Raw genomic sequence first — 26,280 nt, forward strand, 5'->3', positions numbered from 1 at the left:
CCAGGCCAAAGCGGCTTAAATCAACCCGCAAACTGAGCCGGAAACTCCATTCTTCCAGAGCCCAAAAAGTCTCAAATCATTCGACGACGGACAGTTGGCCATTTCGATCTCCTGCATTTGACGAGCTTAAATCAGAGCTGCGATCATATCGCTATATCACATAGCAATTGACTGCTATATCACATAGCAATAAGAAGGATGCAAGCTAAATCATCATGGGACGACAGATGCCAAGGAAACACGAGCTCGCCACACCGGAAAAACGGCTGACCGTGCGATCTCTTGAAGATCTTGTGGGATATCACTTGCGCAGAGCCTCCGTGATGGATCTCCAAGGCTCCACAGCCGCGTTGGCAGACGTTAACCTTCGCCCAGTCTCCATGAGCGTCCTTTGCAATGTCATTGAGAAGCCGGGGGCGACAGCCGCCGAGATTTGCCGCGTGCTCGACATGCAGAGGTCCAACATCGTATCGATATTGGCAGACCTCGAGGGGCAAGGTCTCGTCCTTCGAGAGACCGATGAAACAGACCAGCGAATTCAAAGGCTCTATGCGACCAAACGCGGTTTTGACGTCACCAGCAATTCGTTTGCGCTCCTTTCGGCTCATGAGGAGCGCCTTCTTGTAAACCTTCATCCAAGCGAGCGCTCGGAGCTACTCCGTCTTCTTTCGCTAATCTGGCAACGCTAACGTCGAGGCTTGCGCCCTAGGAGGCCGGATCCGCACCACAGCCGCAACCTCTCTCGGCCGGTCGAGCTATGGTCGGACCTGAGGCATGTGAGTCAGCGCCGAACTGTAACCCACCCATAGCTTCAGATAACAATCTGATAAAAATAGACATTTTTGATTTGAGCGGGTTCCCGATCGGCGCCGATTGAGACCCCGGTGATTTCGAGATTATCTTATTATTTTCAATGATGTAGGAATTAGCGCCCTAGGGTCACGCTTCGGTGCTGTTTTACACTCATTGGGATGATGAGACTTCACGTAGCTTGAGGTACAGGCAATAAGCGCAAAACTCACGGCATGGGTTTCAGGGAAACTGTCGGATCCAAAACCTTCAAGCTGCGAGCGGGTCTTTCCGGCAAGCTCGCGGGTAAATCCGCGGGCGTCTCCATCTAATTTCCTAGCTAAACCAGGAAACGAGCTCTGCGCTATTGGAGGCTCCCACCCGCGACATCAATCGGGCACGGTGGGATTCAATCGTCCGCTTGGAGAGCCGTAGCTCCAGCCCGATCTCCGCGTTGGTTTTACCCTGAGCAACGAGCGCCATGATTTGCCGCTGACGTGCCGTCAGCGGCAATTGACCGGCATCAAGCGACCGGTTCATCTTCTGGAAGCAATATAAGGCAAGAGCAAACGGATCGTTCGGTTGAAGCGTCCGTCCACTAACCTGACACCAGAACCGCGCGCCTGCCTGATCGGTCATAACGCGCTCATCATAATATGACTGTCCGCCATGAAGATGTTCCTGCCACATCCGACCGGTCCGGGCGAAATCGGAGATTTCCGGGTAAAGGCGTGCGAAACTCTGATCAATCAGATCCTCGCGCTCATAGCCGAAAAGCCCTGCAAAGGCAGCATTGCAGTCGCGAATGATGCGGTAGGCGGCACAGACCATGGGTACAGGAATATCGCTCAGCAAGAAGCGGAGAGATTGGACTTCCTTGTCCCGAAACGGGCGGATTTCAATGGAAGGCATGCAGTGTAAATACGGCTAACCCACTCCTGAATTCAAGGACTATTTTTTGAACAAATCTGACATGGCAGGTTGGGAGGAAGCAGATGAACAAGGTTTATAGCGACACAAGGCAGGTGCTGGCCGGCCTTCTGAAAGACGGCATGGTCATCATGGCCGGCGGCTTCGGTCTATGTGGTATTCCCGAGGCGCTGATCGAAGCGGTTCGGCTTTCCGGTGTGAAAGACCTGACTGTCATCTCCAACAACGCCGGTATCGACGGGATTGGTCTGGGTCGCCTCCTGGAGAGCCGCCAGATCCGCAAGATGATCTCTTCCTACGTCGGCGAGAACAAGACTTTCGAGCAGCAGTATCTCGGCGGCGAGCTCGAACTTGAGTTCAATCCACAAGGAACTCTGGCAGAGAGGATCCGCGCCGGCGGCGCCGGCATCGCGGCGTTCTACACGAAGACAGGCGTCGGAACCATTATTGCCGAGGGCAAGGAAATCAGAGAATTCAATGGCGAGCCCTACGTCATGGAGGAAGGACTGGTCGCCGACCTGGCGCTCATTCACGCCTGGAAGGGTGATGCCGAGGGCAATCTCGTTTACCGGAAAACCGCACGTAACTTCAATCCCGTGATGGCAACTGCTGGCAAGGTCGTCGTCGCCGAGGTTGAATCCCTGGTCAAGAATGGACAGATCGGCGCCGACCACATCCATACGCCCGGAATTTTCGTATCCCGGATTGTCGAGGTGGCTGACGGCATAAAGCGGATCGAGCAACGCACAGTCAGAAAACCCCACGTGGAGGCTAACCACTAATGGCTTGGAATCGTGAACAAATGGCAGCTCGGGCTGCTCGCGAATTGCAGGACGGCTTCTACGTCAACCTTGGAATCGGCATTCCGACATTGGTAGCAAATTACATCCCGGCGGGTATCGACGTGCGGCTGCAGAGCGAAAACGGAATGCTGGGGATGGGTCCATTTCCCTTCGAGGGAGAAGAGGATGCCGATCTGATCAATGCCGGAAAGCAAACCATCACGGAACTGCCCGAAAGCAGCTATTTCTCGAGCGCCGAAAGCTTCGCGATGATCCGGGGAGGCCATATCAATCTTGCCATTCTCGGTGCCATGCAGGTGGCTGAGAATGGCGACCTTGCGAACTGGATGATCCCGGGCAAGATGATCAAGGGAATGGGCGGTGCGATGGATCTCGTTGCCGGCGTGCAGCGTGTTGTCGTGGTCATGGAACACGAAGCCAAGGGCGCATCGAAAGTGCTGAAGGAATGCACGCTGCCGCTGACCGGAAAGCGTGTCACCGATCTTCTGATCACAGATCTTGGGGTCTTTACCGTCGCCAGACGCGGTGAGCCGCAGTTGGTCTTGATCGAATTGGCGACCGGTGTGTCGATCGAGGAAATTCAGGCGAAAACAAAGGCTAGTTTCACCCTCGCCTTCCAGTGAACCTCACTTGGAAAATCTTAAAGCGCGGGGGCGTCGGTCGAACTATCGAGTCTTCCCAGGTTGGGGCTGCACGCTAAGAAAGGTACTCGCCCCTCTCAGCGGTCGTAAGATCTCTCGGTAGATTACCTTCTTTCTTCACCTTTTCCTCCCTGGCCGGCTACCCTCTAGACCACTGACTTGCAACGCCGCCACCTTAGTGAATTTGGTAACATGTGAGTTCGACTGGAAGCCACTTAGCGAAGCGGATAGGCTATGCCGTCTGATCCGGCATAGCGGATGGAAGAGTGGGAAAAACGAATGGATATGAGACTTTTGCGGTATTTCGTGGCCTGCGTTGAATGCAAAAACATGCACGCCGCCGCCGAAACGGTTCATGTCTCTCAGCCCGCGCTCAGTAAGGCAATTGCCGAACTCGAGGCCCAGATTGGCGAAAAACTGCTCGATCGCCTTCCCCGCGGCGTCGCTCCAACAGCCTATGGAGACACGCTCTACCGCTATGCCAAGGTAATCGAAAATGCCGCACGCAGCGCTGTTGCGGAAATTGATGCCATGCGCGGCATGACACGCGGTACCGTCGTCATCGGTGTCATTCCCACTTTGACATCCGTGATCAGCGATGTCGCACTGGATATTCTCAGCTCGCATCCGGGCCTCAATCTCAAGATCAGGGTTGGCTTCTCCTCGGAGCTGCTCGTGGCCTTGCGAGAAGGCGAGCTCGATGTCGCGCTGCTTTTTCTTCCAAGTGAAACCTCGCCGATAAGCCTCGTCTATGAGCCGCTTGTCGAGTCTTATCCCGCCGTCGTCGTGCGCAAAGACCACCCGTTAGCGCTTCGGCCAAAACCGACATTGAGGGATCTGGCCGGATATCACTGGCTCATTCCCGAGTTTCCGGCTGCGCACAAAGAGTGCGTTGACGGTGCCTATTTAGATGCCGGCCTAACTCCACCCCAATCGACGATCAGAGTTAGCACGGCCGTTCTCTTCGTCTCCATGATCTCGCGATCTGACCTTATTGGCGTCTTGCCATCGTCGTTGCTGCAGGAAAACGACACATCGGAACTCAGTTTCCTCGACACCGAATTTGGCTTCCCATTGGAGAGAGTTGGGTTAGCTTTTCGCGAGCACAACACGCTCCTGCCCGGCGCTCGCAAGGTCATGGACCTGATCCGCGGTCGCTGTAAGAAATTCAAGTAGCGGCTGCTCCGCCACCGAAATTACACGGGCATCTGCGATTACCTCCGGTTATCGCAAATCGATGTAACTGTCTTTGTCATCCATGTTGCGTATCGGGTAACTTCGGCGGGTTGCACCATGGTGACAACAGCGTAATCGCAGGGAGGAAATCGTTGGAGAAAACGCTACATCCGGCCACGTATGACTTGGCACAACCGGGAAAGGCCGCCGCGCCTGCCCTCCAAGAGGCTCCCGTTACGGTCGAGACCATGATGGCGCCCATAGAGTTTCATGTTGCCAAGCAGGAGATATTGGAGCTTCTCCATGCTCGCGCCCGAGGCGCAGATCGATATGATCCGGCGCTGATGCGTCGCTGCCATCCTGTTGACGGAACGGACAATCACGGAACCTACCAAGGATTAATGCACGGGTTCATCGATAATCTGGAGAAAGCCTTCTCGGAAGGCCCGGTCTGCCTGAGCAAGCTTCATGTCATCGGCAACGCACTGTTCCAAATGCGAGGCAGAGATATTTTTGTCGAAAGCTACCACGTGGCTCATGAGACATTTGAGCTACCGGGGGGGACTAGTTTCTTTCACATCGGCGGACGTTACCTGGATACTTTCAGGCAGGTCGACGGGCGCTGGCTCATCCAGCATCGAGACATCGTCTACGACTGGTCGCACATTGTGCCGACTACCGAAAGCTTTTGGGACCCAGGCCGCCAACCGCGAGCGTTGCTTGGCCGCCGCGATGCCAACGATCCCCTGTACCGGCTCGGCGGCTCGCATCGCGGCCAGCTTCCCAGTACAATTCATTCTCCAGATCTACAGGACACATCCGCCATGGACCCCGTTCAACGACTTCTCGATAAGCAGTCGATTGCAGAAGTGCTCTATCGTCGCGCCAGGGCCGGTGACCGCTCAGACGCAGAGCTGGCGCACAGCTGCTATCATGCCGGCGCTACCGAACGTCATGGCGAATTTGAGGGACTGGCAAGAGACTTCATCGATGTTGTCTCATTTACCCGTCCAAAACCGGGATCGCCGATCAAGGGAATGTTTCATCTGATCACCAACATTCTTCCCGAATTCGAGGACGCCGATCATGCCTTCGTCGAGTCCTATCATGTCGCCTGGTGCCAAGTGACAGACGGTACCGACGCCACGATCGGGGGCCGATATCTCGACAAGTTCGAGCGCCGTCAGGGACGATGGGCGATTGTGCATCGAGATGTCATCTTCGACTGGAGCCGAATGGAACCAGAAACTGCAAAATATTGGGACAAGTATCCAGGTAAGCCCTTCCTGATGGGTCAACGCGGCGCCAGCGATCCACTTTACACTTATGTAAGCCGCGGCACTTGAAATGTTGAAGGCTGCCTTTGAAGATCAGGCGCGTTATCTATCCTGTATTTGAGTTTTGAGGGCAGAGCGATTTCAGGCCCGGCCGCGGAGTCATTTTCCGCAGCCGGGTACTTTTGTTTGGGGGCCGGCCCAAAAAGCCCGATCGGAAAGCTACTTGCCCGGACGTAGCCGTGGCCAAATATCCCTCATCCTCACGACATACGACTAATTGCGGCCTAGCGATAACTTCCGGTTATCGCAATCCGCCCCAATTGTCTTTGTAGAGGTACTCCTTGGTCCGCTAACCTAGCTGCATGTCAGCGCTCCGGCGCCTGACTGTCAGGGAGGAAAAACTGTTGCAAGGCCAAGTTCTAAGTGCGGACATCATTATTGTGGGGCTGGGGCCGGTGGGGGCAGTCGCGGCCAATCTGGCTGCGACTGCCGGCTTCGACGTGCTTGTCCTTGAGAAAGAGTTTGAGCCTTTCGCGTTGCCACGGGCGATCGTATTCGACGCCGAGATCATGCGCATTTTTGATCAGATAGGGCTTGCCGAGGAGTTGACCGGCATCACGCGTCCACTTGGTGGCTCGATCTATCTGGGCAGCGACGGCCACCCCATCCGAAGCTTTCACAGTCGCCGTCCCGCACACTCGAAAGCCTGGTGGCAAAGCAATATATTCTACCAGCCCCAGCTTGAGGCAGCGCTGAGAAAAGGACTCGCCCGCTATCCAAATGTGAGGATTGAGCAAGGTTGCGAGGTTCAATCGGTCGTCTCGACGGATGATAGTGTAACGCTCACGGGCAAAGACATCTCCAAACGACATTTCGAGGCCAAGGCCCGTTATCTCTTGGCTTGCGACGGAGCCAGCAGCAGCATCCGCAAATGCTTGGGTATTGGCCTTGATGATATCGGTTTCGAGGAGCGCTGGCTGGTTATTGATGCTTACGTTAATGGATCAATGCGTTGGCCGGAATTCTACGAGATCCCACCGGAAGTCCGTGACGGCCGCTATTCCCTTATGGTCTGCGATCCCAGGCAGCCAGCGACGTTGATCCCGGGTGTGGGCAAGCATCGCCGATGGGAATATATGCTCCTGCAGGGTGAACGCGACGAAGAGGCGCGGCAGCCCCGGAGGATTCTCGAGCGCCTTTCGGATTGGGTCGATCCCGGCAACGTCGAGATCATACGCTCCGCCGTCTACCGATTCCGGGCGCTTGTCGCGGAAACCTGGCGACATGGATCGACCTTCCTCCTGGGCGATGCGGCACATCAAACACCTCCCTTCTTTGGCCAGGGCATGTGCCATGGCATTCGCGATGCAGCGCAGCTAATTTGGCGTCTGTCGCACGCCTTTCGGCAAGCACCCAACCAGAGGTTTCTGGATGACTATCAGGTGGAGCGGGAGCCGCATGTGCGAGAGATCATTGCGGCTTCGGTTCGCGCCGGAGCCGCAGTGTGCATCACCGATCCTGAGCGAGCCCGAGATCGCGACAACGAGTTCAGGACTACCGAGATCGCTCGAAAGGGCACCGTTGCGATTGCGGACATCGTTCCACCAATCAGATCCGGCCTCATTGATGCAGAGACGGGAGGCCTTAGGCTTCCGGAATTCGCAGTCGCGGATGACGGCGCCGTTGTTAGGCTCGACACCAAACTCAACGGACGGTTCGCGATCCTATCACCCCATGATTCTTGCGAGTTGAAGCTGGAGCCTCGAACCCTTGCGAGATGGAAGGCGGCTGGCGGTCAGGTCATCACGATTGGCGCATATGGGTCCGAAGAGATGCTCTGCGACATCGAAGAGCGGTTTGCCAACTGGATGTCCGAAAGCAAGGCAATCGCCATTCTCGTCCGACCAGACCGCTACATTTATGGCCTGGCGCCAACGGCCAGCGATCTACACCGGCAGATTTCTGATCTGCTTGGGCAATTGGAGCCAGGCGATGCCGCCTGCCCTCCTTCCAAACCTACTCAAGACAAGGAAGCTCACGAGTCGTTGCTCGTGGGAGGTGCAAAATGAAATTGGCTGTTTTTAGCCTGAATGGCAGACGATCCGTCGGCGCGGTGCGCGACGAGATGATTTTCGATATCTCCGATGAGAGCCCCCATTTCGGCTCTCTCGAAAGCTTGCTCTTTGCCCGCCGGGATGGTCTCGAGTTTGCGCGCCGGGCTCTGGATACGGGTTCGGGAATAGCACTGTCACGGGTCACATTGCACGCCCCCATACAGCACCCCAGCAAATTCCTGGCGATCGCTGCCAATTATCAAAGTCATATCGACGAAGTTCTGGCGACAAACTCCGGATATGTCCCTCCAGTTTTTCAGCGCTGGTTTGCCAAACTGCCGTCCTGCATCAATGACCCCTACGCCCCCATCCTCATGCCGCCGGAGACATCTGCGCTCGATTATGAGGCTGAACTTGCAATCGTCATCGGGAGACGTTGCCGGCGGGTGAAGCCTGAAGACGCTGCGAGTGTCATTGCAGGCTACACGATCTGTAATGATGTGAGCGCTCGTGATTGGCAAAAACGCAGCCCCACTATCATGCTGGGCAAATCCTTCGATAGTCACGGCCCACTTGGCCCCTGGCTGGTCACACCGGACGAAATTCCAGACCCTCACGATCTGCTGATCACCTGTACGGTCAACGGAGGGCTGCGCCAATCCGGACGGACTGGCGAAATGCTCAACAATTGTTTCGAGCAGATCGCCTATCTCTCGACGGTTTGCACCCTGGAGCCAGGGGACGTCATCGCAACTGGCACACCTGCGGGAACAGGGGCTGCCCTCAACCCACCGGGACTTCTGCAGCCGGGTGACGTGGTGCGCTGCGAGATAGAGCGAATAGGCGCGATTGAGGCCCGTATCGTTCGTGAAACCGTCGCTGAGGCAGCGCTGTGATTCACTCGATTATAACAGGAAGAAAGACGGGAGGCTTTTGGTGAGCGCTTTAGGTTTAAATCACGCGGTACTCAACACCGTCGATCTCGACAGGCAAGTCGCATATTATACGGATTTAGTCGGGCTTTGCCTTGTCGAACGCGGCAGCGATCACGCCTATCTTGCCACCCGTTCCGGTGCCGATGCATTGCTGCTTCGCCGAGGCCAAGCAACTGCATTGACCGGCTTGGCGCTTCTCACGCATGTCGACAAGAGTGGGGAGGAAATTCGCCGACAGCTGGCTGACGACGGAATTGCCGCCGAAATCCGGCACGATCCGCATCCCGGCGTTGCGAGCAGCGTGGTCTTCATTGATCTGGATGGCTTTGAAATCGAACTCATATCTGATCGGCGGATTCATCCGGCGAGCCCAAGCCACGGCGTCGCGCCGCTGCGGATCGGCCACGTTGCCCGTTGTGTGCCCGATGTCGCAAGAACCTGTGAATTTTACGGGAGTGTTCTCGGTCTTAAGGTAGCTGACCGTATCGGCGAACATTTCGTTTTCATGCGAACGGGTGTCGAGCACCATACCCTCAATTTTATCCAATCCGATCGCTCGCGGCTGCATCATATCGCCTTCGAGATGCAGGACTCCGCTACGCTCACAAGCGCCTGTGACGTCCTCGCTCAGGCAGAACGCAAAGTTATCTGGGGGCCGGTTCGCCATGGTCCGGGTCACAATATCGCGACATACCACATCAATCCGGAAGGCCAGATGATCGAGTTCTATGCCGAGATGGACCGTATGACAAACGAGGCTCTCGGCTATTACGACCCGCGTCCCTGGCATGGCGATCGCCCGCAACGGCCGAAAACCTGGCCAGCCGGGCAGGATATCGGCATCTGGGGCCCTGGTCCCCCGGAGGGGTTTCTCAAACAGGGCGTCTGAGTCCGCGGGAAATCTGAATGCAGTTTTGGGATGAGCATTCGACCAGATAGTCCGATCTGTGATTGTCTGGGAAATAAGGGAGGAAGAATTGACACAGACAGCAACGCGCGAGCTCGCGCAACACTGGCGCACCTTGCTTGGATGCACAATCGCGGCCTCCATCGGCACCATAGGCCTGCAAGCCTATACCAGCGGCGCTTTCGTCCCTGCACTCATGCAGGAGTCGGATTTCACCAAGCAACAACTATCCTTGGCAACGTTTCTCCTATCGACGGTCGTCGCCGTTTGTTCGCCTTTCGCGGGCGCTCTCATGGATCGATTCGGTCCATTGCGTATCGTTGCCTTCTCGGTTCTTGGTGAAGCCGCTGCATTTGCGCTATTGAGCCAGATACCTGCCAGTTTCGGAATCTATCTTTCCTGCATCATGCTGCTGGCATTCCTTGGTGCCGGCACAACCCCGCCCGGCTTCGCGCGAATGGTAGCCGCTCGCTTCGATCGTGCGCGCGGACTGGCACTCGGGACGATGATCAGCGGTTTGGGCCTGATGGCGATCACCGCCCCGATGTGGGCGACCTGGGTGATCGGTGAATGGGGATGGCGAACCGGCTACCTGATCATGGCGGCGCTGGTGGCATGTCTTGGCGGCGGAGGGCTTCTCCTCGTCAGAAGCGAGGGACAGCTCCATCCCATTGTCTCAAAGCCAAGCGCTCAGGCCGCTGAGGGTGTCTCGCCACTTAAGCGCCCTTTGTTTTGGCTGATGCTTGTCGGATTTCTTGCCCCGGCGTTCTTCAGCGGCGGGTACCTTTTCCATCTGATCACGCTTCTCCGCGAGCGCGGCTTCACCCCGACGGCCGCGGCGGAAGTCCAGTCGCTCGTGGGCGTTGCAATCCTGGTGGGACGACTGGGATCAGGAACTGCTCTGGACCGACTGTCGCCGTCTCTGGTGGCAACCATCACATTTACAATCTCGGCTCTCGGTTGCCTGCTGCTTCTGTTTTCGAACCCAATATGCATGGGAGTGGCAGCCCTCGCGATCGGCCTGACGATCGGCGCGGAACTGGACATCATGGCCTACTTCATCTCGCGCTACTTTGGCCTAAACCGATTTGGCCGCCTCTATGGGCTTGCCTACGGTATCTTTATCATGTCGGCTGGTGCGAGCCCCGCTCTGATTACCTACCTCGTGGGTTGGGGAGGCTATTCGCTGGCGCTCGCGGTTTCGACCGTCGGCACCCTTGTAGGCGCTGGGATCCTGTTTTCCCTGCCCGATCCACGGCGCATCGCTGAACGGCAAGCTCAGGCAGTCGCTCAGGCCGAACCGGCGTCGCGCCTGCCAGAGCCGCCAAAGGTTGTGGCGGCCCTGCGAAGGCAGGATTCAGTATAACACATCTACCAACGCGACCTGCGGCAGGTTAATTCGGCGCGGAATGCAATCAACTTGGTCTTGAAGGAGATCGCTCTTTCCTCAAAGCCCCTCATAGACAAAGGAATCAGAGCTCCTGCTGACTTTCCCAACGCCTGGAAAGTCCAGATGCGCGCCTGCGACAAAGACATTCGGCTCCGCTGCACGAACCAGCATCTGCTGCCGCGTCGAACGCGCAGTGTTCTGGTCAGCATCATACTCCCAAGTCAGCTCTGGTTTCGCGAACTGAACGGATTGCACATGGATCACGTCTCCCCAGATCAGAAGGGTCTCTCCGGCGCTTGAAACCTCATATGCGGTATGGCCGATTTCATGGCCGTGGGCGTGGATTGCAGTCACACCAGCGCTGACCTTGAAGCCGTTGCCAACAGGCAAGCGCAGTCCCCTGAACCGGCTGACGCGCTCGATTCTATCAAACATCGGCACCTCGGGTGCAGGAACGAGAAGACGCTTGAGATTTGGAAATGCATCGCTGCCATCCGCGGCAACCAAGCCATGTGAGTGATCTTCGTGCGTGTGCGTCAACGCCACGGTTTGGATATCACTCCGATCGATCCCGGCTTCGACCAATCCCTGCGGAAGTAAGCCCATGGTGGGCTCCCACGAGTTCGCCGCACCCGTATCAATTAGGATGTGGTCACCCTGGTCGACGATCAAAAAGGCATTGACCGATAGGCGAAGTTTTCCATTGACCAATTGGACCTCCTCGGGAAGATCCGTGCCAAAAGGAATGTTCCCCTGACGACGCAGCCGACTGGCCGGCATATCCACGTACCCGTCGCGCAACGCAATTACGGTCAGATCCCCGAGTGCATAACGAGCGAAGTTAGTGCCGGATTCGAGTTTCTTCATGATTTTCTGCACCCCGTTTGTAACTACCCGCAACCTGTCGTTTCGCAGCTAATCGTAGAGCTCTCAGCTGAATTTTCAACAAGATGACAGGCAAATATGGGGCTTGCGCTACGAATGAATTGACGATCTTCGTCGCCTTCCTCGTCGGAAAACCCGCCTTTTTTCCACTCCCGATGGGATGGAGCCACCAGTTCATTCCGAAATAATGGCGACCGCGCGGGTCCATCCGGCCGATGCATTCTCGATCTTCACGGGGAAGCAGCTGAGAATGAAGCCGGTCGAGGGGAGCGCCTCGAGATTGTGCAGCTTTTCGATGTGGCAATAGCCTGTGTGGCGGCCCGCCTTGTGCCCTTCCCAGATGAGGGAAGCATCGCCGGTTTCCGTATATTTTTTCGCCGTGTGCACAAAAGGCGCATCCCAGCTCCAGCCATCCGTGCCGGTGACGCGCACACCCTGATCGGTCAGGTACATGGTCGCCTCATAGCCCATGCCGCAGCCGCTCGCGACATAATCCGCCTGGCCGAACTTGGCGCCGGCCGATGTGTTGACGACCACGATCTCAAGCGGGCTCAGCTTGTGGCCGATGCGCTTCAGCTCGGCCTCGACATCGGCAGCCGTTGCAACATAGCCATCAGGGAAATGACGGAAGTCGAGCTTGACGCCGGGCTGATAGCACCATTCCAGCGGAACCTGATCTATGCGCCAGGCCGGCTCGCCATGGTTCATCGTCGGATGATAGTGCCAGGGGGCATCCAGATGCGTTCCATTGTGGGTGGAGAGCGCAATGTGCTCCACCGCCCAACCGGCGCCATCCGGCAGGTCTTCCGCCTTGAGGCCGGGAAAGAAGGAAAGGATCTGCTTAAGGCTTTGGCTGTGATCGATATAGGTGATCGCCGGAATCTGGATCGGTGGATCGGCCGGGATATCGTTGGCGATCGGCACTGACAGATCGATGATACGCTGGGTCATGGGTTACCTCCTCCGCTATACGTGGTCCGCCGTCACTTGCCGCGACGCACAACCTTGTTCTTCAGAACGCCGATCTTTTCGATCTCCAGTTCGATGACATCGCCGTCTTCCAGAAAGATGCCGGTTTCAAGGCCGCAGCCATTGCCGATGGTGCCGGAGCCAATGAATTCGCCGGCATGAACAGTCTCCCCCTGCGACATGTGCGCCAGAAGCTTCTCGAAGCTGAAGAGCATCCCGGCCGTCGAGCTCTCGCAACGCAGCTCGCCGTTCACACGCACGGAAGCCTTGAGCGAATAGGGGTCGGTGATTTCATCCTTGGTGACGATCCAGGGCCCAAGCACATTGGCGCCGTCGAAGCTCTTGCCCTTGGCCGGCCCAAGCCAGCCTGGCATCTCCTTGGCTTGCTGGTCGCGAGCCGAGAAATCGTTGAAGATCGTATAGCCGAAGATATGGTCGCGCGCGTTCGCCGCGCTGATATCCTTACCGCTCTTGCCAACAATAACGCCATATTCCAGCTCGTAGTCCATGACCTTGGAATAATCGGGCCAGACGACGGTATCTTCTGGTCCTGAAACAATCATCCGATTGGTGATGTAGTAGATCGGCAGTTGCTTGTAGACGTCGGCAAGCGGCGGCAGCGGTTCCGCATCCAACGCGGCGATCGCCTGCTCGTCACCACCCAGGGCCAGTCGGCGTATACCGCGCGACGATTGGCGGATGTGGATCTCGTAACTCATGCCATCGCGCATCTGCGTTGGTCGGGGCAATGGAGATAGCAGGCGCACATCGGTGATCGCAACGGAGAGGTCGGCGTCGCCGACATGTCTCTTAAACAGTTCCGAGGCGTCAGCCAATGCGGCATCCCCGCCCTCAATCAATGCAATCATGGATGTGAAGCGATCCAAATTACCGATGCCGCTTTTGCCGGCCGCAGCGTGTAGGTCGAACACGCGGCTGTTGTCGGCATGCACGATTCCCACGCTGATATCGCCAGCGGCGGTTTTATAGGTCGCAAGTTTCATTGGCTCCTTCTCCTCCAAATTCTATAGATGACTTGAGATCATATATATTTTATGCTTTTATCGATATATGAAACTGCCCCGGTTGGGAAGCAGGTTTCTTTGGGAGGAGAAAACATGAGCTCGATTTCGAAGGCCGCGATCGCCGCAGGCCTTGCCATTGTCGCTTGGACGGGAGCTGCAGCAGCCGAGACGAAAATCAATATCGGATGTACGGCGACCACCGACTGCGCATCCGCTGCGGTCGCGCTTGAGCAAGGCATATTCAAGAAGCACGGCCTCGATGTTTCGATGACGTTGATCGGCCTGAATTCCAATATTCCCGCGGCACTCCTTTCGGACTCCGTACAGATCGGCGGTCCGACGCCGACGGTGTTCCTGCAAGCCGTCGATGGCGGACTCGACCTTGTCGGCGTTGCCGGTGCGAGTTCAACGGCGCAATCGACCTACGACAGCGTCGGTGTTCTGGTCGGACCGAATAGCGGCATCGCCAAGCCGGCCGACTTTGTCGGCAAGAAGGTCGGCGCGCCTGGCATCGGCGCATTTCTTCAGGTGCTGTTTTCGAAATGGCTGATCGACAATGGCGTTGATCCGAAACAGGTCAACTTCGTCGAAGTCACCTTTCCGACCATGAGTGACACACTGAAATCCGGTGCCGTTGATGCCGTCGTAACAGCCGAGCCGATGATGTCGCGCATCATCGAATCGAAGGTTGGCATCAACGCGGGATACTTCATCAAGACGGTTCCCGACGGCCGGCCGGCCATCCTTTACGCCGCAACACGCGAATGGGCCGATGCCAATCCTCAGCCGATCGCGGCATTTCGTGCTGCAATCGGCGAGGCGGCAAAGATCGTCAACGACGATCCCGATGCGGGGCGCAAGGCGATCGCCGATTTTACCAAGATCCCACCGACCGTTCTGTCGAAGATGAAGCTATCGTTCTCCGACCCGACGCTCAACCAGGAACAACTCGACTGGTGGGCCGCTACCATGGCACAGCAACACATGCTGCAGGGAAAGCCGGATACGGCTACACTGATTGAGAAATAGTAAGGGAGTGATGCGTGACCAAGTTGTTCGGAACCGTGGCGGAGCTCGCAAACTCCGAGACCCTCAGCGAAAGAGCTGCTGCAGTCTTGGAGCACGATATTCTCGCCGGCGTGTGGCAGCCGGGTGATCGGCTTGGCATTCAGGCCCTTTCCGAGCGATATGAGATCGGAGCGACCCCATTGCGGGAAGGGCTTTCGCGCCTGGTGTCCCGCGGTCTCGTTTCCGCCGTCGGGCAGAGAGGTTTTCGCGTCGCAAGCGTTTCCGAAGCGGACCTCGCCGACATCACACAGGTGCGCATCCTCGCCGAGACCGAGGCGCTTCGTCGCTCCATGCGCGACGGACTGGATGATTGGGAGGCAGGCATCCTGTCTTCCATGCACCGCCTTGTCCGTTCGGTCGAGCGCGATCCGGAGACCATGCGTGAAGGATCATCGGAATTCGACCATCTGCATAAGGGGTTTCACCGTTCACTTCTCGAGGCCTGCGGCTCTGAACGCCTCCTGCGCCTTCACGACGACCTCTATTATCAGGCCTACCGCTACAGGCGCACGATGATGAGCCGGATCGATCATCCCGAGCGCTTCATCGAGCAACACCGGCTTCTAGCGGAAATCGTGCTTTCGAGAGACGCTAAACGGGCGGAAGCAGAGCTTTCCGCTCATCTTCATCAGACCTTGGACATCGTCTACCACGGGGCCACGCCTTTGGTCGGGAAGTAAAAACACATGGACGCTATGACAACGAGCAATGCAGTCATCAGTTTCGAACGCATCAGCCTAGCTTATGGCAGCCGCGCAATCATCTCGGACCTGTCCCTGACGATCCGCCGCGGCGAGATCGTCTGCATCATCGGCCCTTCCGGCTGCGGCAAGACAACCGCCCTGCGCATGGCGGGCGGTTTGGTGCGCCCCAATGGCGGAACAGTGCGCTTCATGGGCCAGCCGCTCACCGTGCCGAGGCGCGACGTGGCTGTCGTCTTCCAGGATTATGGAAAGGCATTGCTGCCCTGGCGCACCGCCGCATCCAACGTGTCGCTTGCGCTGGAGGCAGCGGGAACGCCTCGCGCCGAACGCGCAGACCGTTGCTACGCCCTGCTGGCCAAGGTCGGCTTGGCCGGGCATGAGCATAAATATCCGACCGAAATGTCCGGCGGCATGCAGCAGCGCATCCAGATCGCGCGCTGTCTGGCGCAGGAGCCCTCGGTCCTGCTGATGGACGAGCCATTCGGCGCGCTCGACGCGATGACGCGGCAGGGCCTGCAGGACGAGATGCTGGCGCTGGTCGCCGAAACCGGCACGACCGTGCTGTTCGTCACGCATGATCTGGAAGAAGCCGTCTATCTCGGAGACAGGGTCATCGGCCTGCTGCCGAGACCCGGCCGCATCGGCATCGAATTGAATGTCGATCTGCCTCGCCCACGCAACCAGCTTGAAACACGCGAAATGCCGGAATTCCTGCGGCTGCGCCGTGCACTATTCGACTTCATCGAAAGAGCCGAACAATGAAATCCGGGTGGTGGAAAGGGCTCGTCGTCCCGGTGATAGTAATCTTGCTCGCTGAAGTCGCTATGCGTGTCGAGGGGTCAACATCATTGTCACTGGCCGCGCCCAGCGATATCGCCGTCGCTCTCCTGCGTAGTATTGCCGATACGTCGTTGTTAGCGGCGACACGCGATACTTTAATCGCCGCCGGCGCCGGCCTCGCTCTCGGCGGGTTGATGGGCCTAATGCTTGGCATTCTGTTTGGCATCGCCAGCACGGTCGACCGACTCATGGAAGTGAGCGTCGAACTGATCAGGCCGATCCCATCGGTGGCCGTATTGCCGATTGCCATGCTGGTATTCGGTTTCGGGTTCCGCATGGAAATCGCGATCGTTGCCTTCTCCTGCATCTGGCCGATGATGATCCTCGTCCGCTCCGCCATGGCGGGTATCGAACCGCGCCTGTTGGAAGTGGCCCGTGCGCTTCGCCTTTCGACATGGCAGCGCCTTTACACGATCGTGTTGCCGGCCGCCCTGCCGCGCATCATCGTCGCCTTCCGTCTTGCCGCGGCCATGGCACTGGTCGTGGCGGTAACCGTCGAGATCGCGGTAAACCCTCTTGGGCTCGGCTATGGAATTCTGGTTGCCCAGCAGGGCCTGCAACCGGCAACCATGCTCGCCTATCTGGTCTGGACCGGTCTGCTCGGCTGGGCCGTCAATGCCTTGCTGTCCGTTGCACAGCACCGGTTGCTGGGACGCGCGGCCACGGTGGGAGTAACGAGATGAGATGGGGATCGCGCCTGCTCTTTCTCGCCGGGAGCGTTGCAGTGGCGATTTTCCTCGTCTGGCTCTGGCAGCTCGTCGCCGATAATCGATTGGTCAATCCGGTCTTCCTTCCCGGCCCTGATCGCGCATGGAAAGCCTTGATGACCGGATTTAGCCAGGGAGATCTTGGCACCAAGCTGCTCGCCACGGTTGAACGCATGTTCTGGGGCTGGCTGATCGCCTCGCTGGCAGGCGCCGCACTCGGCGCTGCCATCGGCAGTTCGCCTGTGCTGCGTGCCTATCTCGCCCCCATGCTTGAGTTCCTACGCCCTCTGCCGGCCTCGGCCACGATCCCGGTTGCCATTGCGATCTTCGGCCTATCGGATGGAATGGTGCTTGCGGTGATTGCTTTCGGGGCAATGTGGCCCGTTTTGCTGGCGACCATTCACGGTTTTGCGACCGTGGAACCGCGCCTTTACGAAGTGACGCAAGCCCTCGGATTTTCACGCGCAAAGGTCATCTGGAAGGTCGCGCTGCCTTCGGCGTCACCCGATATTCTGGCTGGCATGCGGCTTGGCCTTACCGTCGCGCTGATCCTGTCGATCGTCTGCGAGATGATTGCCGGTCGTAATGGACTGGGCAACTGGATCCTTCTGTCGGCCCGTTCGTTCCGGGCGCCCGACCTTTATGCCGGCGTGATCCTGCTCGGAGCTCTCGGCTATGCAACGTCGGCGGCCATATCGATGTTCGAACAACGGCTCCTCGTTTGGCGTTCGAGAGCGCGCTGACTAACAACCGCATTTCTCGCTCAACAATTCGCACAGCAGACCGCCTAAAAGCGGAGACTATGTGTTCTCTCCAGCTGTCGTGAATTTTTACACGAGTGCGTATCGGTGCGGCTTTGGTGCGCGGGTCGGGCGTCTTTCAGAGTCCGTGTTGATTATCGTCCGCATCCCCAATTTTTCATCTCGGACGGATCCGCCCAAACCGTGAGAAGATGTTTTCAATCAACACCATAAATGCAATTAGGTGATACAATGCGAAATGAAAAATCGGCGCAAATCTAGGTGAAACTCAACATCGCCTTCATCCAAACCGCAATGATCAAGCTTATGACCATGAGGCTCGCAAGATATCCGCTTTCTTGAACAGACTCGTACGCCTATTCGCGCGGCTGGGCCGTCAGCTGTAGTAAAATCTGGTGCCACGAGAATATAACGCACACCCCACTCCGCTAACCTGCGGCCCACTTAAAATACTATTACAGACATATATTGAATAATAATTGACTAAATTCTAAAGATTAATAATTTGGTAAGGCATTAGTATTGTCCATTGCGTATAGTTGAGTGGAGGCGTTTGAATGAGTGTGTTAGGAGCGATGCCCGAGGGGCTGGTTTGCCGTCTGATTGAGGAGGCTGACTGGCAAGCGGTCATCGACTGCTTGCAGAGAGGTTTCCCGGGTCGCTCGCGTCAACATTGGATGCATGCACTTCGCCGAATTGGAGATTTGCCGGCGGTTGGGAATTTTCCCCGTTACGGCTACATCCTTGATCACGCCGGTAGCATAGTTGGGGTAATGTTGACGCTCTACTTTCGGCATGGCGGAACGGACGAGGGAAGTGTTCGTTGTAATCTCTCGAGTTGGACAGTGGACCCAGCTTTTCGCACCTATGCAGGCAAATTGATCATGGCAGCGCTACGCCAGCGAGACGTTACCTTTTTGAGCGTCACGCCTGCCCCAGTGACGCGCAAAGTCGTGGAAGCCCTGCGCTTCAAGCGCTTTGCCGACGGACAACATGCATTTTTGCCCGCACTGAGTCCGGTACGAACCCGATCGCGGGTGGTGAATGCCCATGCTGACGCGCCTGAGCTCATGCAGTTGCTGGAACATGAGCGTCACATTCTCTTAAAGCACGCAGCGCTGGGATGTGATGCACTCATGTGTATCACGGACAGATCCGTCACCCCATTTGTGTTCAAGACGCGGCGGGTTTTAAAGGTCTCGTCCCGGCCAGTCAGGTCATCTATTGCCGGTCCCACGCCGACCTCAGTCGCTGCGCCGGCGCTCTGGGGCGACACATGCTGCGGAGTGGGAAGATTTTCTGCCTAGTCGATGCGCGCGCTCCAGTTCCAGGGCTGGTGGGACGTTATTTCGCGGAAATCGGCCCGAAGTATTTCAAGGGCCCGGCTTTGCCGGTTCCCGGAGATCTGACGTTTACCGAATTTGCCCTATTCAACGAATAAATGCGCCCGCAACATCGCCCCAACGCGGGGCCTTCCGTCTACAAGGCCCTCACAGGCTCAATTGCTCAGGAGCCTGCTCCAATTGCCAGCTCCGGTGCAAAAATAGGTCGCTATCTTCCCGGCGGCCTGGGCGATGCCGGTCCCGATGGCAGCCCCGTTGATCGTGTCCGAGGCGGATCCAAAGACCTGGATCGAGTTCGCCGCAAGATTGGCGACCGTTTGTTGACGGCCCGGAACGCACGGCACTATTTTGACTGAGGCGTTGACCGACGAGGCGGTCGACACCACATTCAGGCTCGCCATCAGAAGTGTCGCATTCGACTGCCCTCCGCTGGCGTAAGCCGCTATCCCCGTCGCTGCACGTGTCGTGTCGGGCAGGTCGTTGACGCCAGATACGTTGTAGCCCGCTGTCGGTTCATTGCCCTGCACGATCGCTGTTGTGAACGAACCGCTTGGATTGGTGGATGCATTGAAAAGTCCACTCGTGACAAAGCCCGATATCGTGACGTTCGAGCTCGGATTCGGATCGTAGGAAAATACATAGGCGGGTGTGTAGGTGCCGGTTCCACCATCATCGAGGCCAACGAGGCTTTGCCCACCCGTGATGCTGATATTCCTCGCTCCACTCAGGAAGATCTGGGCGTTCTGATCTGCTGCGACATTGTTTCGCCCGTTTCGATAGAAGGTCGAGTTGGAAATTGACATGCCTATGGTGCCGTCCAGTCGTAACCCGGCTCCATAGTTTCTATCAAACAGGGCGTTCGCGATGCTATTGTTGCTGTTTCCGCCGAAGCTCTGCATTCCATAACCGTGGTTCCACTCGAAGCGAGTGTTCACGATGGTATTGGCGTTTGCGCCACTTCCAAGGTAAACGCCGTCGCCCGTGTTGTTGGCAAGGTCGACATTGACGACGAAGGAATCCACCAGATTGGATATGCCTCGCCGATTGTTTCCAAAAGTGCTGTTGAGAATATGAGCACCACCCGTATAGGCGCTGCTGGTGATATCACCTAATCCAGCTGCACAGCCAACGACCGTCGTATCTTCGATAGTTAGTTGGAAGCTACCTCCGGAAATGCCGTTTACATTGGCATTTTGGCAATCGATGAACACGCCCTGGACTGCAGCCCCGAGCGACACACCTGAAACGTTGAGAACGTTTGTCGACGGACTTGCCCCGATCAAGACCGGTCGCGCGAGGGTTGTGCTGGCCGTTTGATCTCCATATTGGACTACCCCTAGACCGATAAGGCGATTGCCGTTCTTGATCTGAACATCGCCGGCGACATATTTCTTGGCTGGGTCGACCCAGCAGATCGTGTTGTTCGTCAAGCAGAGATTGAAGGCTGCCGTGTCATTGGTAACGCCGTCCCCTACCGCGCCGTAATTGGTGACACTGCCACTCGTCGGTCCTGCCAATACAGGAAAAGCCGTCAAGCAAACCGAAGCACACAGAAGAACGTCAATTTTGAACAAGGCGCCAGTCCCTACATAAATACCCATTAGTAAATCATGATATTGACATTCAACCTAAACAAGCAAATTATGAGCTGGGCGTCTACTGGGAAAATCTCATGCGGGGTGAGAGATATGAAGCACTGGATAGCTGGCGCGGCCTATGTGCCTGTATGGTTGCCCTATTTCATTTCAATGTTCTCAGCCATATCCAGTTCACAGCGATCATTCTCAACGCCTATCTATTCGTCGACTTTTTCTTTGTCCTTAGCGGGTTTGTGATCGCCGCGAACTATCAATCACGACTCCTGCAGGGTTTCGGAGCGGGGCGCTTCCTGTTTCTGCGCCTTGGCCGGATCTATCCCCTGCACTTTCTGACGATGCTTCTCTTCATTCCTATCGACGTCGCCAAAGACGGGTTTCCGGGCGACCTCCCACGAGCGATTGTGACCAACCTCCTGCTGCTTCACGGCACGGGGATCAATAACGGTCTGTGGCTCAACTTCCCCAGCTGGAGCATTAGCGCAGAGTTTTTCGCCTATATTGTTTTCGCCCTGATCACGCTTCGGCTTGGAAAAAGCACACTCTCTTGGGCTGTACTTGCATTTGTCGGCTGTGCCACCCTTTTGTGGTTCAGCCCTCACAGAATGGACTCCACCTATGATTTCGGTTTGGTCCGATGCGTTTACGGCTTTGCTCTCGGTGTCATCTGCTTTCGGGCGCGAGAAACCTGCGCCTGGCTTTGCAAGCCTTTGGGAAGAGTGACCGATACTGTGATCGAGGTCGTAGGCGTCGTCGTGCTTTGCCTCTGCCTGATTGCGATCGATGGCCACGGTTATCTCGCAGTCGCGGCCCCCCTTCTATTCGCCGGGCTAGTGCTGCTATTTGCCCGCGAGCAAGGTCATGTCAGCGGGGCACTGAAAGTCAGGCCATTGTTGCTGATCGGCACGCTGTCCTACTCCATCTACATGGTCCATGCCCTCACGCGAGCATTGGGCCGCGCCCTCGCCATGGTCCTGCAAAAGGTAACGGGCATGTCGTTTTTCGTCGACTATCCAGTCACCATAAACGGCGAAGTCCCACATCTGCTGACGATCCACAACTCGCTTTGGATTGGCGATCTGCTGCATGTGTCCATGCTTTTCGCGACCATTGCGCTGGCAATGCTCACTTATCGCTATATAGAGGAACCAGGCCGACTTTGGAGCCGAAAATATACCAGCCAGCGCCCATTGCCGCAGTCAATTGCAGAGGCCTAATCACTCGATGACACGAAAGAAATTTGATTAATGATGTCATGTTTGGATGGCGCCCGTTTGGCAATGCGATTTTGAACGGCTTTGGTGCATCGATCGTGGCGGAATGGAATTTAGCTCTTTGACGTTGCGGCTATGTCGTCCCTGCTTCGCACCGGACAGATTTCGGGCGTGCGCATGCCAGCATGCGATTGAGGATGGCGCAGCCGATGGCAGCTTCCGTTTGCTGCGCGTCGAATGAGCGTGCCCGTAGTCCTTTTCGCGTCTATCCGGCGCGCCCGCAGTTCGTTGTGGAGATGTGGTGAGGTTCGCTCTTCCAATATTCGATTGTAGATTTCGAAATCTCGCCAAACGTCCCATCGTAGTTGATGCAACCGGGTTCAGTGCGTGTTGGTGCCACCTGGGCTGCGAGGAGCTCTTACACCTCCTCACGCGTTTCCGGCTTTGCGGTGACAGTACCGATCGTGACAAGAGACATCGCTCAGCTCCGCTTCTGAGACAGGGCGACGGCGAGGATGATGATAGCGCCGCGGGCGATGAGTTGCTGCGAGAATTCCAGCCCCATCAGGATAAGTCCGTTGTTGATCATGCCGATCATCAGGGCTCCGACGATGGTGCCGATGATCGTGCCCTTGCCGCCGAACAGGCTGGTTCCACCAAGAACGGCGGCGGCGATCACAGACAATTCGTCGCCCTCGCCGAGCTGAAAGCGGCCCGATTGCAGGCGCCCGGCATAGAGCATGCCCGCGAAGGCTGCGGCCGTCGAGGACATGACCAGGACGCGGAACTTGATCGCCTTGGTATCAATGCCGGAGTAGCGTGCCGCCGTTTCACCGCCGCCGGTTGCCAAGACACGGCGGCCAAAGCCAGTGCGCCGCAAGACCATATGGCCAATGGCACCGAAGAGAACCATCCAGAAGAGAAGCACCGGTATCTTGGCAAGCGCCCCCCCACCGAACAGCCAGGAATAGCCGGGGCTAAGGATTGGTACCGCCGCGGTATTCGATATCCACATGGCGACACCCTTGGCGATGCCCATCATCGCCAGGGTCGTCAAGAAGGAGGGAATGCCGATGCGCGTCGTCAGCCAGCCGTTGAACATGCCGACGGCGATCCCGGTCAGGATCCCGGCTGTCACGCCGGCAACAGGACCCGCAACCGCAATGGTCATGGCGACGGTCACCGTTGCCAGCCCCGCCACCGCGCCCACGGACAAATCGATCTCGCCTGCCGAAAGCACGAAGGTCATGGCGATGGCCATGACGGCGATCATCGCAGTCTGGCGCACGATGTTCAGCAGATTGTTGGGGTTGAGGAATCCCTTTTCGTTCAGCGTCAGGGCGAACAACACGAAAATGACTGCGAAGCCGATATAGATGATGTTTTGTCGCCAGTTGGCCTTAAAGCTCTGGATAAGCGTTGGACTTACCGTCGTCATTTCCAATCTCCTGCCCATATTTTAAGGCCTCTTGAATCTCAATCTGCAATCGCTGTTCGGCCGCCTGCAGTCGATGCGCGGTATCATGTTCTGGAATGCCTACATCATCGAGGAGCTCGCGCGGGATGTCCGCGCACATCCGTCCCTCTGACATGACCAGAATGCGATCACAGGCGGCCAGAAGCTCGCTGAGCTCCGAGGAAATGAACAGGATTGCCTTGCCCGACGCCGCTAGTTCGCGCACCAGCCGGATGATTTCGGATTTCGAACCGATATCGATGCCGGCCGTCGGCTCGTCCAGCACGAGGATGTCCGGATCGGTCGCCAGCCATTTGCCGATGACCACCTTTTGCTGGTTGCCGCCCGACAGCGTCGAGACCGCGTGATCACGGCTCGCCGTCTTGACCGACAGCCTCTTGATCATTCCGTCCGTGACGGACCTGACTTTCTCCGGATCGACGAATCCCGCCATTGAAACGCGATCGAGAACCGCGAGCGTCATGTTGGAAGCGACGGAATGGGCGGGGATGATCCCCTGCGTCGCGCGAGCTTCGGGCACGAGTGCCACCCCGGCACCGATGGCGTCGCCTGGATTGGCGATCTTGACGGCCTTACCCTTGATCAGAATTTCTCCCGAAACGGCAGGCTCGATGCCTGCGATCACCCGCGCCAGGGAGGAGCGACCGGAGCCGAGCAGGCCAGCCAAGCCGACCACCTCGCCGCGGTGAACCGCCAGCTTGACATTTTCCGGCTTGTATTTTCCCGAGACGCCGCGCAGCTCGAGAAGTACTTCACCCTTCACCGCCGTCCCGCGCTCCACGTCGGAAAGGCCTTTGGACCGCTTGCCGACAATGTACTCGATCATCGTATCGATCGGCAGTTGCGAAAGGGGTGCCGTGATGACGTGCCGCCCGTCGCGAAAGATTGTCGCCCGGTCGGCAATGCGGGCAATCTCGTCCATCCGGTGACTGACATAGATGATCGCGACGCCGCGCGCCTTTAGCTTGCGCAAGAAGACGAACAGCCGGTCGACGTCCGAAACGGCAAGTGCCGTGGACGGCTCGTCCAGAACCAGCACCTTCGCATCCTGGCTGATCGCTTTGACGATTTCCGTCAACTGCTTTTGCCCAGCACCCAGATCGCCGACGACTGCCTTGGGGTCGACATCAACCTCCAGGATGGCGAACAGTTCCGCCGCCTTGCGTTCGGCAGCGCGGTCATCGATCAAGCCCATTCCAGCCTTGGCTTCACGGGTCAGGAAAACGTTCTGTGCGACGGTCAACGTCGGGATGAGACTCATTTCCTGGAAATTCATCGCAATCCCGGCAGCACGCGATTCTTCCGGCGTATGCGCCGTCAGTTTCCGGCCCGCCACCGTGATCGTGCCAGAATCAGGCTTGTGGATGCCGTTCAACACTTTCAGGATCGTCGACTTGCCGGCGCCGTTGCCGCCAAGCAAGGCGTGAACCTCGCCCTGCTCGATTTCCAGACTGACATCATCCAGCGCCCTTACGCCGCCGAAGGACTTGGAGATACCTGCCATGCTGACGGCAAGCAGTTGGCCAGCGGCGGACGACTTGCCATCGGCGGCTTCGTTCATTTTTTTACGCGCTCCCACGCACCCGTTTCTCCGGAGCGAAGAAGGGCATCGGCAACGAGTTCGGTCAAAAGGCCGTCTTCGAAATTCGGTGACGGCTGCTTGCCACGCGCGATCGCTGAGAAGAAGTCGAAGCATTCGACGATCTTCGTCTCTGAGTAACCGATACCGAGGCCGGGGATCGGCCAGAGACCGTTTCCGTAAGGATGCGCCGGGCCGGTATAGACGGTGCGGAAGCCACGGCTATCCGCCGGATCGTCGGCAAACATCACCTGCAATTCATCGCGGCGTTCGTAGTTGAAGTGGATAGAGCCCTTAGTACCATGAAGTTCCAGTGTGATGAAGTTATTGCGGCCATAGGCGTTGCGTGTTGCCTCCAGGCTACCGATGGCACCGTTCTCGAATTTGAGCATGCTGACGACTTCATCATCGACATCCACCTCGCCGCGCTCTACGTCGCCTGAGGCTTTCTCCGAAGCGCCAAGCTTGTCCATGCCGCCTTGCTGCAGCGGCCGCGTCTTGTTGTAGGTCGTCGTGATCGAGTTCACTGTCTCGATCGGACCGACGAGATAGTGCGCAAGATCGACCACATGGGTGGCAATGTCACCAACGGTGCCGGAGCCGGCAATCTTCTTCTGGAAACGCCAGGACAGCGGGCCATCGGGATCGGCTGACCAATCCTGCAGATAGGTGCCGCGGAAGTTGAGGATCCGGCCGATGCGGCCTTCCTCGATGAATTTCTTTGCAAGCGCCACCGCCGGTGTGCGGCGATAGTTAAAGGCGACCATGTGGATGACACCGGCCTTCTTGACAGCCGCCACCATAGCGCGCGCTTCCTCGACCGTACGGGCGAGCGGCTTTTCGCAGATGATATGCTTGCCCGCCTCGGCCGCCGCTATGGCGATCTCGGCATGCATGTTATTCGGCGTGCAGATGTCGATCACATCGATATCGGGTCGGGTGACGACGGCACGCCAGTCACTTGAGGCTTCCTCGAAACCGTATCGATCGCGCGCGGTTTCGGCGATGGCGTCCGTTACGTCCACCACCACCTTGCGGTGAGGAATGGCGGGGGCCGGCCAGAAGAACATGGGCATCGAAGCATAGGCCATGGCATGCGCCTTGCCCATGAAGCCGCCACCAATCATGGCGACGTTCATCACTTTGGTCATCGTCTCTTCTCCGTCATAAAAAGCGGGCCACCGGCCCCATTGTCAAAGGGGCCCCGCCCC

The 26,280-nt window shown here is 57.3% G+C and carries 24 protein-coding genes and 1 pseudogene; 14 read left to right on the top strand and 11 right to left on the bottom strand.

Translation table 11 applies throughout. From position 1 onward, the window contains the following. Window positions 1-179 precede the first annotated feature (179 nt). Entirely contained in the window at window positions 180-635 is a 456-nt protein-coding gene (locus tag BJ928_RS39640; RefSeq protein ID WP_245432776.1) for a hypothetical protein, read from the bottom strand. Window positions 636-1,125: 490 nt separating this feature from the next. Further along, the gene (locus tag BJ928_RS36680) at window positions 1,126-1,701 is read right to left on the bottom strand and encodes a PAS and helix-turn-helix domain-containing protein (RefSeq protein ID WP_047636616.1); all 576 of its coding nucleotides are present in this window, start codon (window positions 1,699-1,701) and stop codon (window positions 1,126-1,128) included. Between the two features lie 83 nt (window positions 1,702-1,784). Between BJ928_RS36680 and BJ928_RS36685 the strand changes: the two genes are divergently transcribed. The 6 genes from BJ928_RS36685 (at window position 1,785) to BJ928_RS36710 (ending at window position 8,566) form a co-directional block, all read left to right on the top strand. Next, window positions 1,785-2,501, top strand: a complete 717-nt coding sequence (locus BJ928_RS36685) for a CoA transferase subunit A (RefSeq protein ID WP_047636615.1) — start codon at window positions 1,785-1,787, stop codon at window positions 2,499-2,501. After that, on the top strand, window positions 2,501-3,145 hold the full coding sequence (locus tag BJ928_RS36690; protein ID WP_047636613.1) for a 3-oxoacid CoA-transferase subunit B: 645 nt from the start codon (window positions 2,501-2,503) through the stop codon (window positions 3,143-3,145). Before BJ928_RS36685 ends, BJ928_RS36690 begins: the two co-directional genes overlap by 1 nt. 297 nt (window positions 3,146-3,442) lie before the next feature. After that, on the top strand, window positions 3,443-4,339 hold the full coding sequence (locus BJ928_RS36695) for a LysR family transcriptional regulator (protein WP_047636612.1): 897 nt from the start codon (window positions 3,443-3,445) through the stop codon (window positions 4,337-4,339). Between the two features lie 152 nt (window positions 4,340-4,491). Then, the gene (locus tag BJ928_RS36700; protein ID WP_052228029.1) at window positions 4,492-5,685 is read left to right on the top strand and encodes a nuclear transport factor 2 family protein; all 1,194 of its coding nucleotides are present in this window, start codon (window positions 4,492-4,494) and stop codon (window positions 5,683-5,685) included. A gap of 335 nt (window positions 5,686-6,020) precedes the next feature. Beyond that, complete coding sequence (locus tag BJ928_RS36705; RefSeq protein ID WP_052228028.1) at window positions 6,021-7,685, top strand: bifunctional 3-(3-hydroxy-phenyl)propionate/3-hydroxycinnamic acid hydroxylase; 1,665 nt, start codon at window positions 6,021-6,023, stop codon at window positions 7,683-7,685. Further along, window positions 7,682-8,566 (top strand): fumarylacetoacetate hydrolase family protein, encoded by an 885-nt coding sequence (locus BJ928_RS36710; RefSeq protein WP_047636610.1) that lies wholly within the window; start codon window positions 7,682-7,684, stop codon window positions 8,564-8,566. The genes BJ928_RS36705 and BJ928_RS36710 overlap by 4 nt, the downstream gene beginning before the upstream one ends. 115 nt (window positions 8,567-8,681) lie before the next feature. On the opposite strand, the gene BJ928_RS39645 is transcribed toward BJ928_RS36710, so the two are convergent. Beyond that, a complete protein-coding gene (locus BJ928_RS39645; RefSeq protein WP_245432778.1) occupies window positions 8,682-9,272 on the bottom strand; it encodes a hypothetical protein in 591 nt (196 codons plus the stop codon). A gap of 48 nt (window positions 9,273-9,320) precedes the next feature. On the opposite strand from BJ928_RS39645, the gene BJ928_RS39650 reads away from it, so the two are divergent. Continuing rightward, window positions 9,321-9,494, top strand: coding sequence for a hypothetical protein (locus BJ928_RS39650; RefSeq protein ID WP_245432780.1), 174 nt, complete (start codon window positions 9,321-9,323; stop codon window positions 9,492-9,494). 88 nt (window positions 9,495-9,582) lie between these two features. Next, entirely contained in the window at window positions 9,583-10,878 is a 1,296-nt protein-coding gene (locus BJ928_RS36720) for an MFS transporter (protein ID WP_047636608.1), read from the top strand. Between the two features lie 81 nt (window positions 10,879-10,959). On the opposite strand, the gene BJ928_RS36725 is transcribed toward BJ928_RS36720, so the two are convergent. The 3 genes from BJ928_RS36725 to BJ928_RS36735 form a co-directional block, all read right to left on the bottom strand. Beyond that, entirely contained in the window at window positions 10,960-11,769 is an 810-nt protein-coding gene (locus BJ928_RS36725; RefSeq protein ID WP_047636607.1) for an MBL fold metallo-hydrolase, read from the bottom strand. 192 nt (window positions 11,770-11,961) lie between these two features. Further along, window positions 11,962-12,738 (bottom strand): cyclase family protein, encoded by a 777-nt coding sequence (locus BJ928_RS36730; protein ID WP_047636605.1) that lies wholly within the window; start codon window positions 12,736-12,738, stop codon window positions 11,962-11,964. Window positions 12,739-12,770: 32 nt separating this feature from the next. After that, entirely contained in the window at window positions 12,771-13,760 is a 990-nt protein-coding gene (locus tag BJ928_RS36735; protein WP_047636604.1) for a fumarylacetoacetate hydrolase family protein, read from the bottom strand. A 114-nt stretch (window positions 13,761-13,874) separates the two neighbouring features. Between BJ928_RS36735 and BJ928_RS36740 the strand changes: the two genes are divergently transcribed. Genes BJ928_RS36740 through BJ928_RS36760 form a run of 5 tightly spaced genes read left to right on the top strand, consistent with a single transcriptional unit; the run spans window position 13,875 to window position 17,843 of the window. Beyond that, window positions 13,875-14,810 carry an ABC transporter substrate-binding protein gene (locus BJ928_RS36740; RefSeq protein ID WP_047636603.1) on the top strand — a complete coding sequence of 312 codons (936 nt, stop codon included), beginning with the start codon at window positions 13,875-13,877 and terminating at the stop codon, window positions 14,808-14,810. Window positions 14,811-14,824: 14 nt separating this feature from the next. After that, on the top strand, window positions 14,825-15,529 hold the full coding sequence (locus tag BJ928_RS36745) for an FCD domain-containing protein (protein ID WP_052228025.1): 705 nt from the start codon (window positions 14,825-14,827) through the stop codon (window positions 15,527-15,529). A 6-nt stretch (window positions 15,530-15,535) separates the two neighbouring features. Then, a complete protein-coding gene (locus tag BJ928_RS36750; RefSeq protein WP_047636602.1) occupies window positions 15,536-16,315 on the top strand; it encodes an ABC transporter ATP-binding protein in 780 nt (259 codons plus the stop codon). Then, a complete protein-coding gene (locus BJ928_RS36755) occupies window positions 16,312-17,076 on the top strand; it encodes an ABC transporter permease subunit (protein ID WP_047636601.1) in 765 nt (254 codons plus the stop codon). The genes BJ928_RS36750 and BJ928_RS36755 overlap by 4 nt, the downstream gene beginning before the upstream one ends. Then, window positions 17,073-17,843 carry an ABC transporter permease gene (locus BJ928_RS36760; RefSeq protein WP_047636600.1) on the top strand — a complete coding sequence of 257 codons (771 nt, stop codon included), beginning with the start codon at window positions 17,073-17,075 and terminating at the stop codon, window positions 17,841-17,843. The genes BJ928_RS36755 and BJ928_RS36760 overlap by 4 nt, the downstream gene beginning before the upstream one ends. A 1,516-nt stretch (window positions 17,844-19,359) precedes the next feature. Here BJ928_RS36760 and BJ928_RS36770 read toward each other — a convergent pair. Next, the gene (locus BJ928_RS36770; RefSeq protein WP_120296839.1) at window positions 19,360-20,805 is read right to left on the bottom strand and encodes a right-handed parallel beta-helix repeat-containing protein; all 1,446 of its coding nucleotides are present in this window, start codon (window positions 20,803-20,805) and stop codon (window positions 19,360-19,362) included. Between the two features lie 71 nt (window positions 20,806-20,876). Between BJ928_RS36770 and BJ928_RS36775 the strand changes: the two genes are divergently transcribed. Next, window positions 20,877-22,016 carry an acyltransferase gene (locus BJ928_RS36775; protein WP_063769489.1) on the top strand — a complete coding sequence of 380 codons (1,140 nt, stop codon included), beginning with the start codon at window positions 20,877-20,879 and terminating at the stop codon, window positions 22,014-22,016. 130 nt (window positions 22,017-22,146) lie between these two features. Here the strand turns inward: BJ928_RS36775 and BJ928_RS36780 are convergent. The 4 genes and pseudogenes from BJ928_RS36780 to BJ928_RS36795 form a co-directional block, all read right to left on the bottom strand. Next, a pseudogene (locus tag BJ928_RS36780) lies at window positions 22,147-22,272 on the bottom strand (IS5/IS1182 family transposase); the annotation flags it as partial. A 222-nt stretch (window positions 22,273-22,494) separates the two neighbouring features. Beyond that, the gene (locus BJ928_RS36785) at window positions 22,495-23,451 is read right to left on the bottom strand and encodes an ABC transporter permease (protein ID WP_047636597.1); all 957 of its coding nucleotides are present in this window, start codon (window positions 23,449-23,451) and stop codon (window positions 22,495-22,497) included. Next, window positions 23,414-25,051 carry a sugar ABC transporter ATP-binding protein gene (locus BJ928_RS36790; protein ID WP_052228023.1) on the bottom strand — a complete coding sequence of 546 codons (1,638 nt, stop codon included), beginning with the start codon at window positions 25,049-25,051 and terminating at the stop codon, window positions 23,414-23,416. Before BJ928_RS36790 ends, BJ928_RS36785 begins: the two co-directional genes overlap by 38 nt. After that, on the bottom strand, window positions 25,048-26,220 hold the full coding sequence (locus BJ928_RS36795; protein ID WP_047636596.1) for a Gfo/Idh/MocA family oxidoreductase: 1,173 nt from the start codon (window positions 26,218-26,220) through the stop codon (window positions 25,048-25,050). Before BJ928_RS36795 ends, BJ928_RS36790 begins: the two co-directional genes overlap by 4 nt. Between the last annotated feature and the right edge of the window lie 60 nt (window positions 26,221-26,280).

The organism is Rhizobium sp. WW_1, assembly GCF_003610155.1.
Classification (GTDB): Bacteria; Pseudomonadota; Alphaproteobacteria; order Rhizobiales; family Rhizobiaceae; genus Rhizobium; species Rhizobium tropici_A.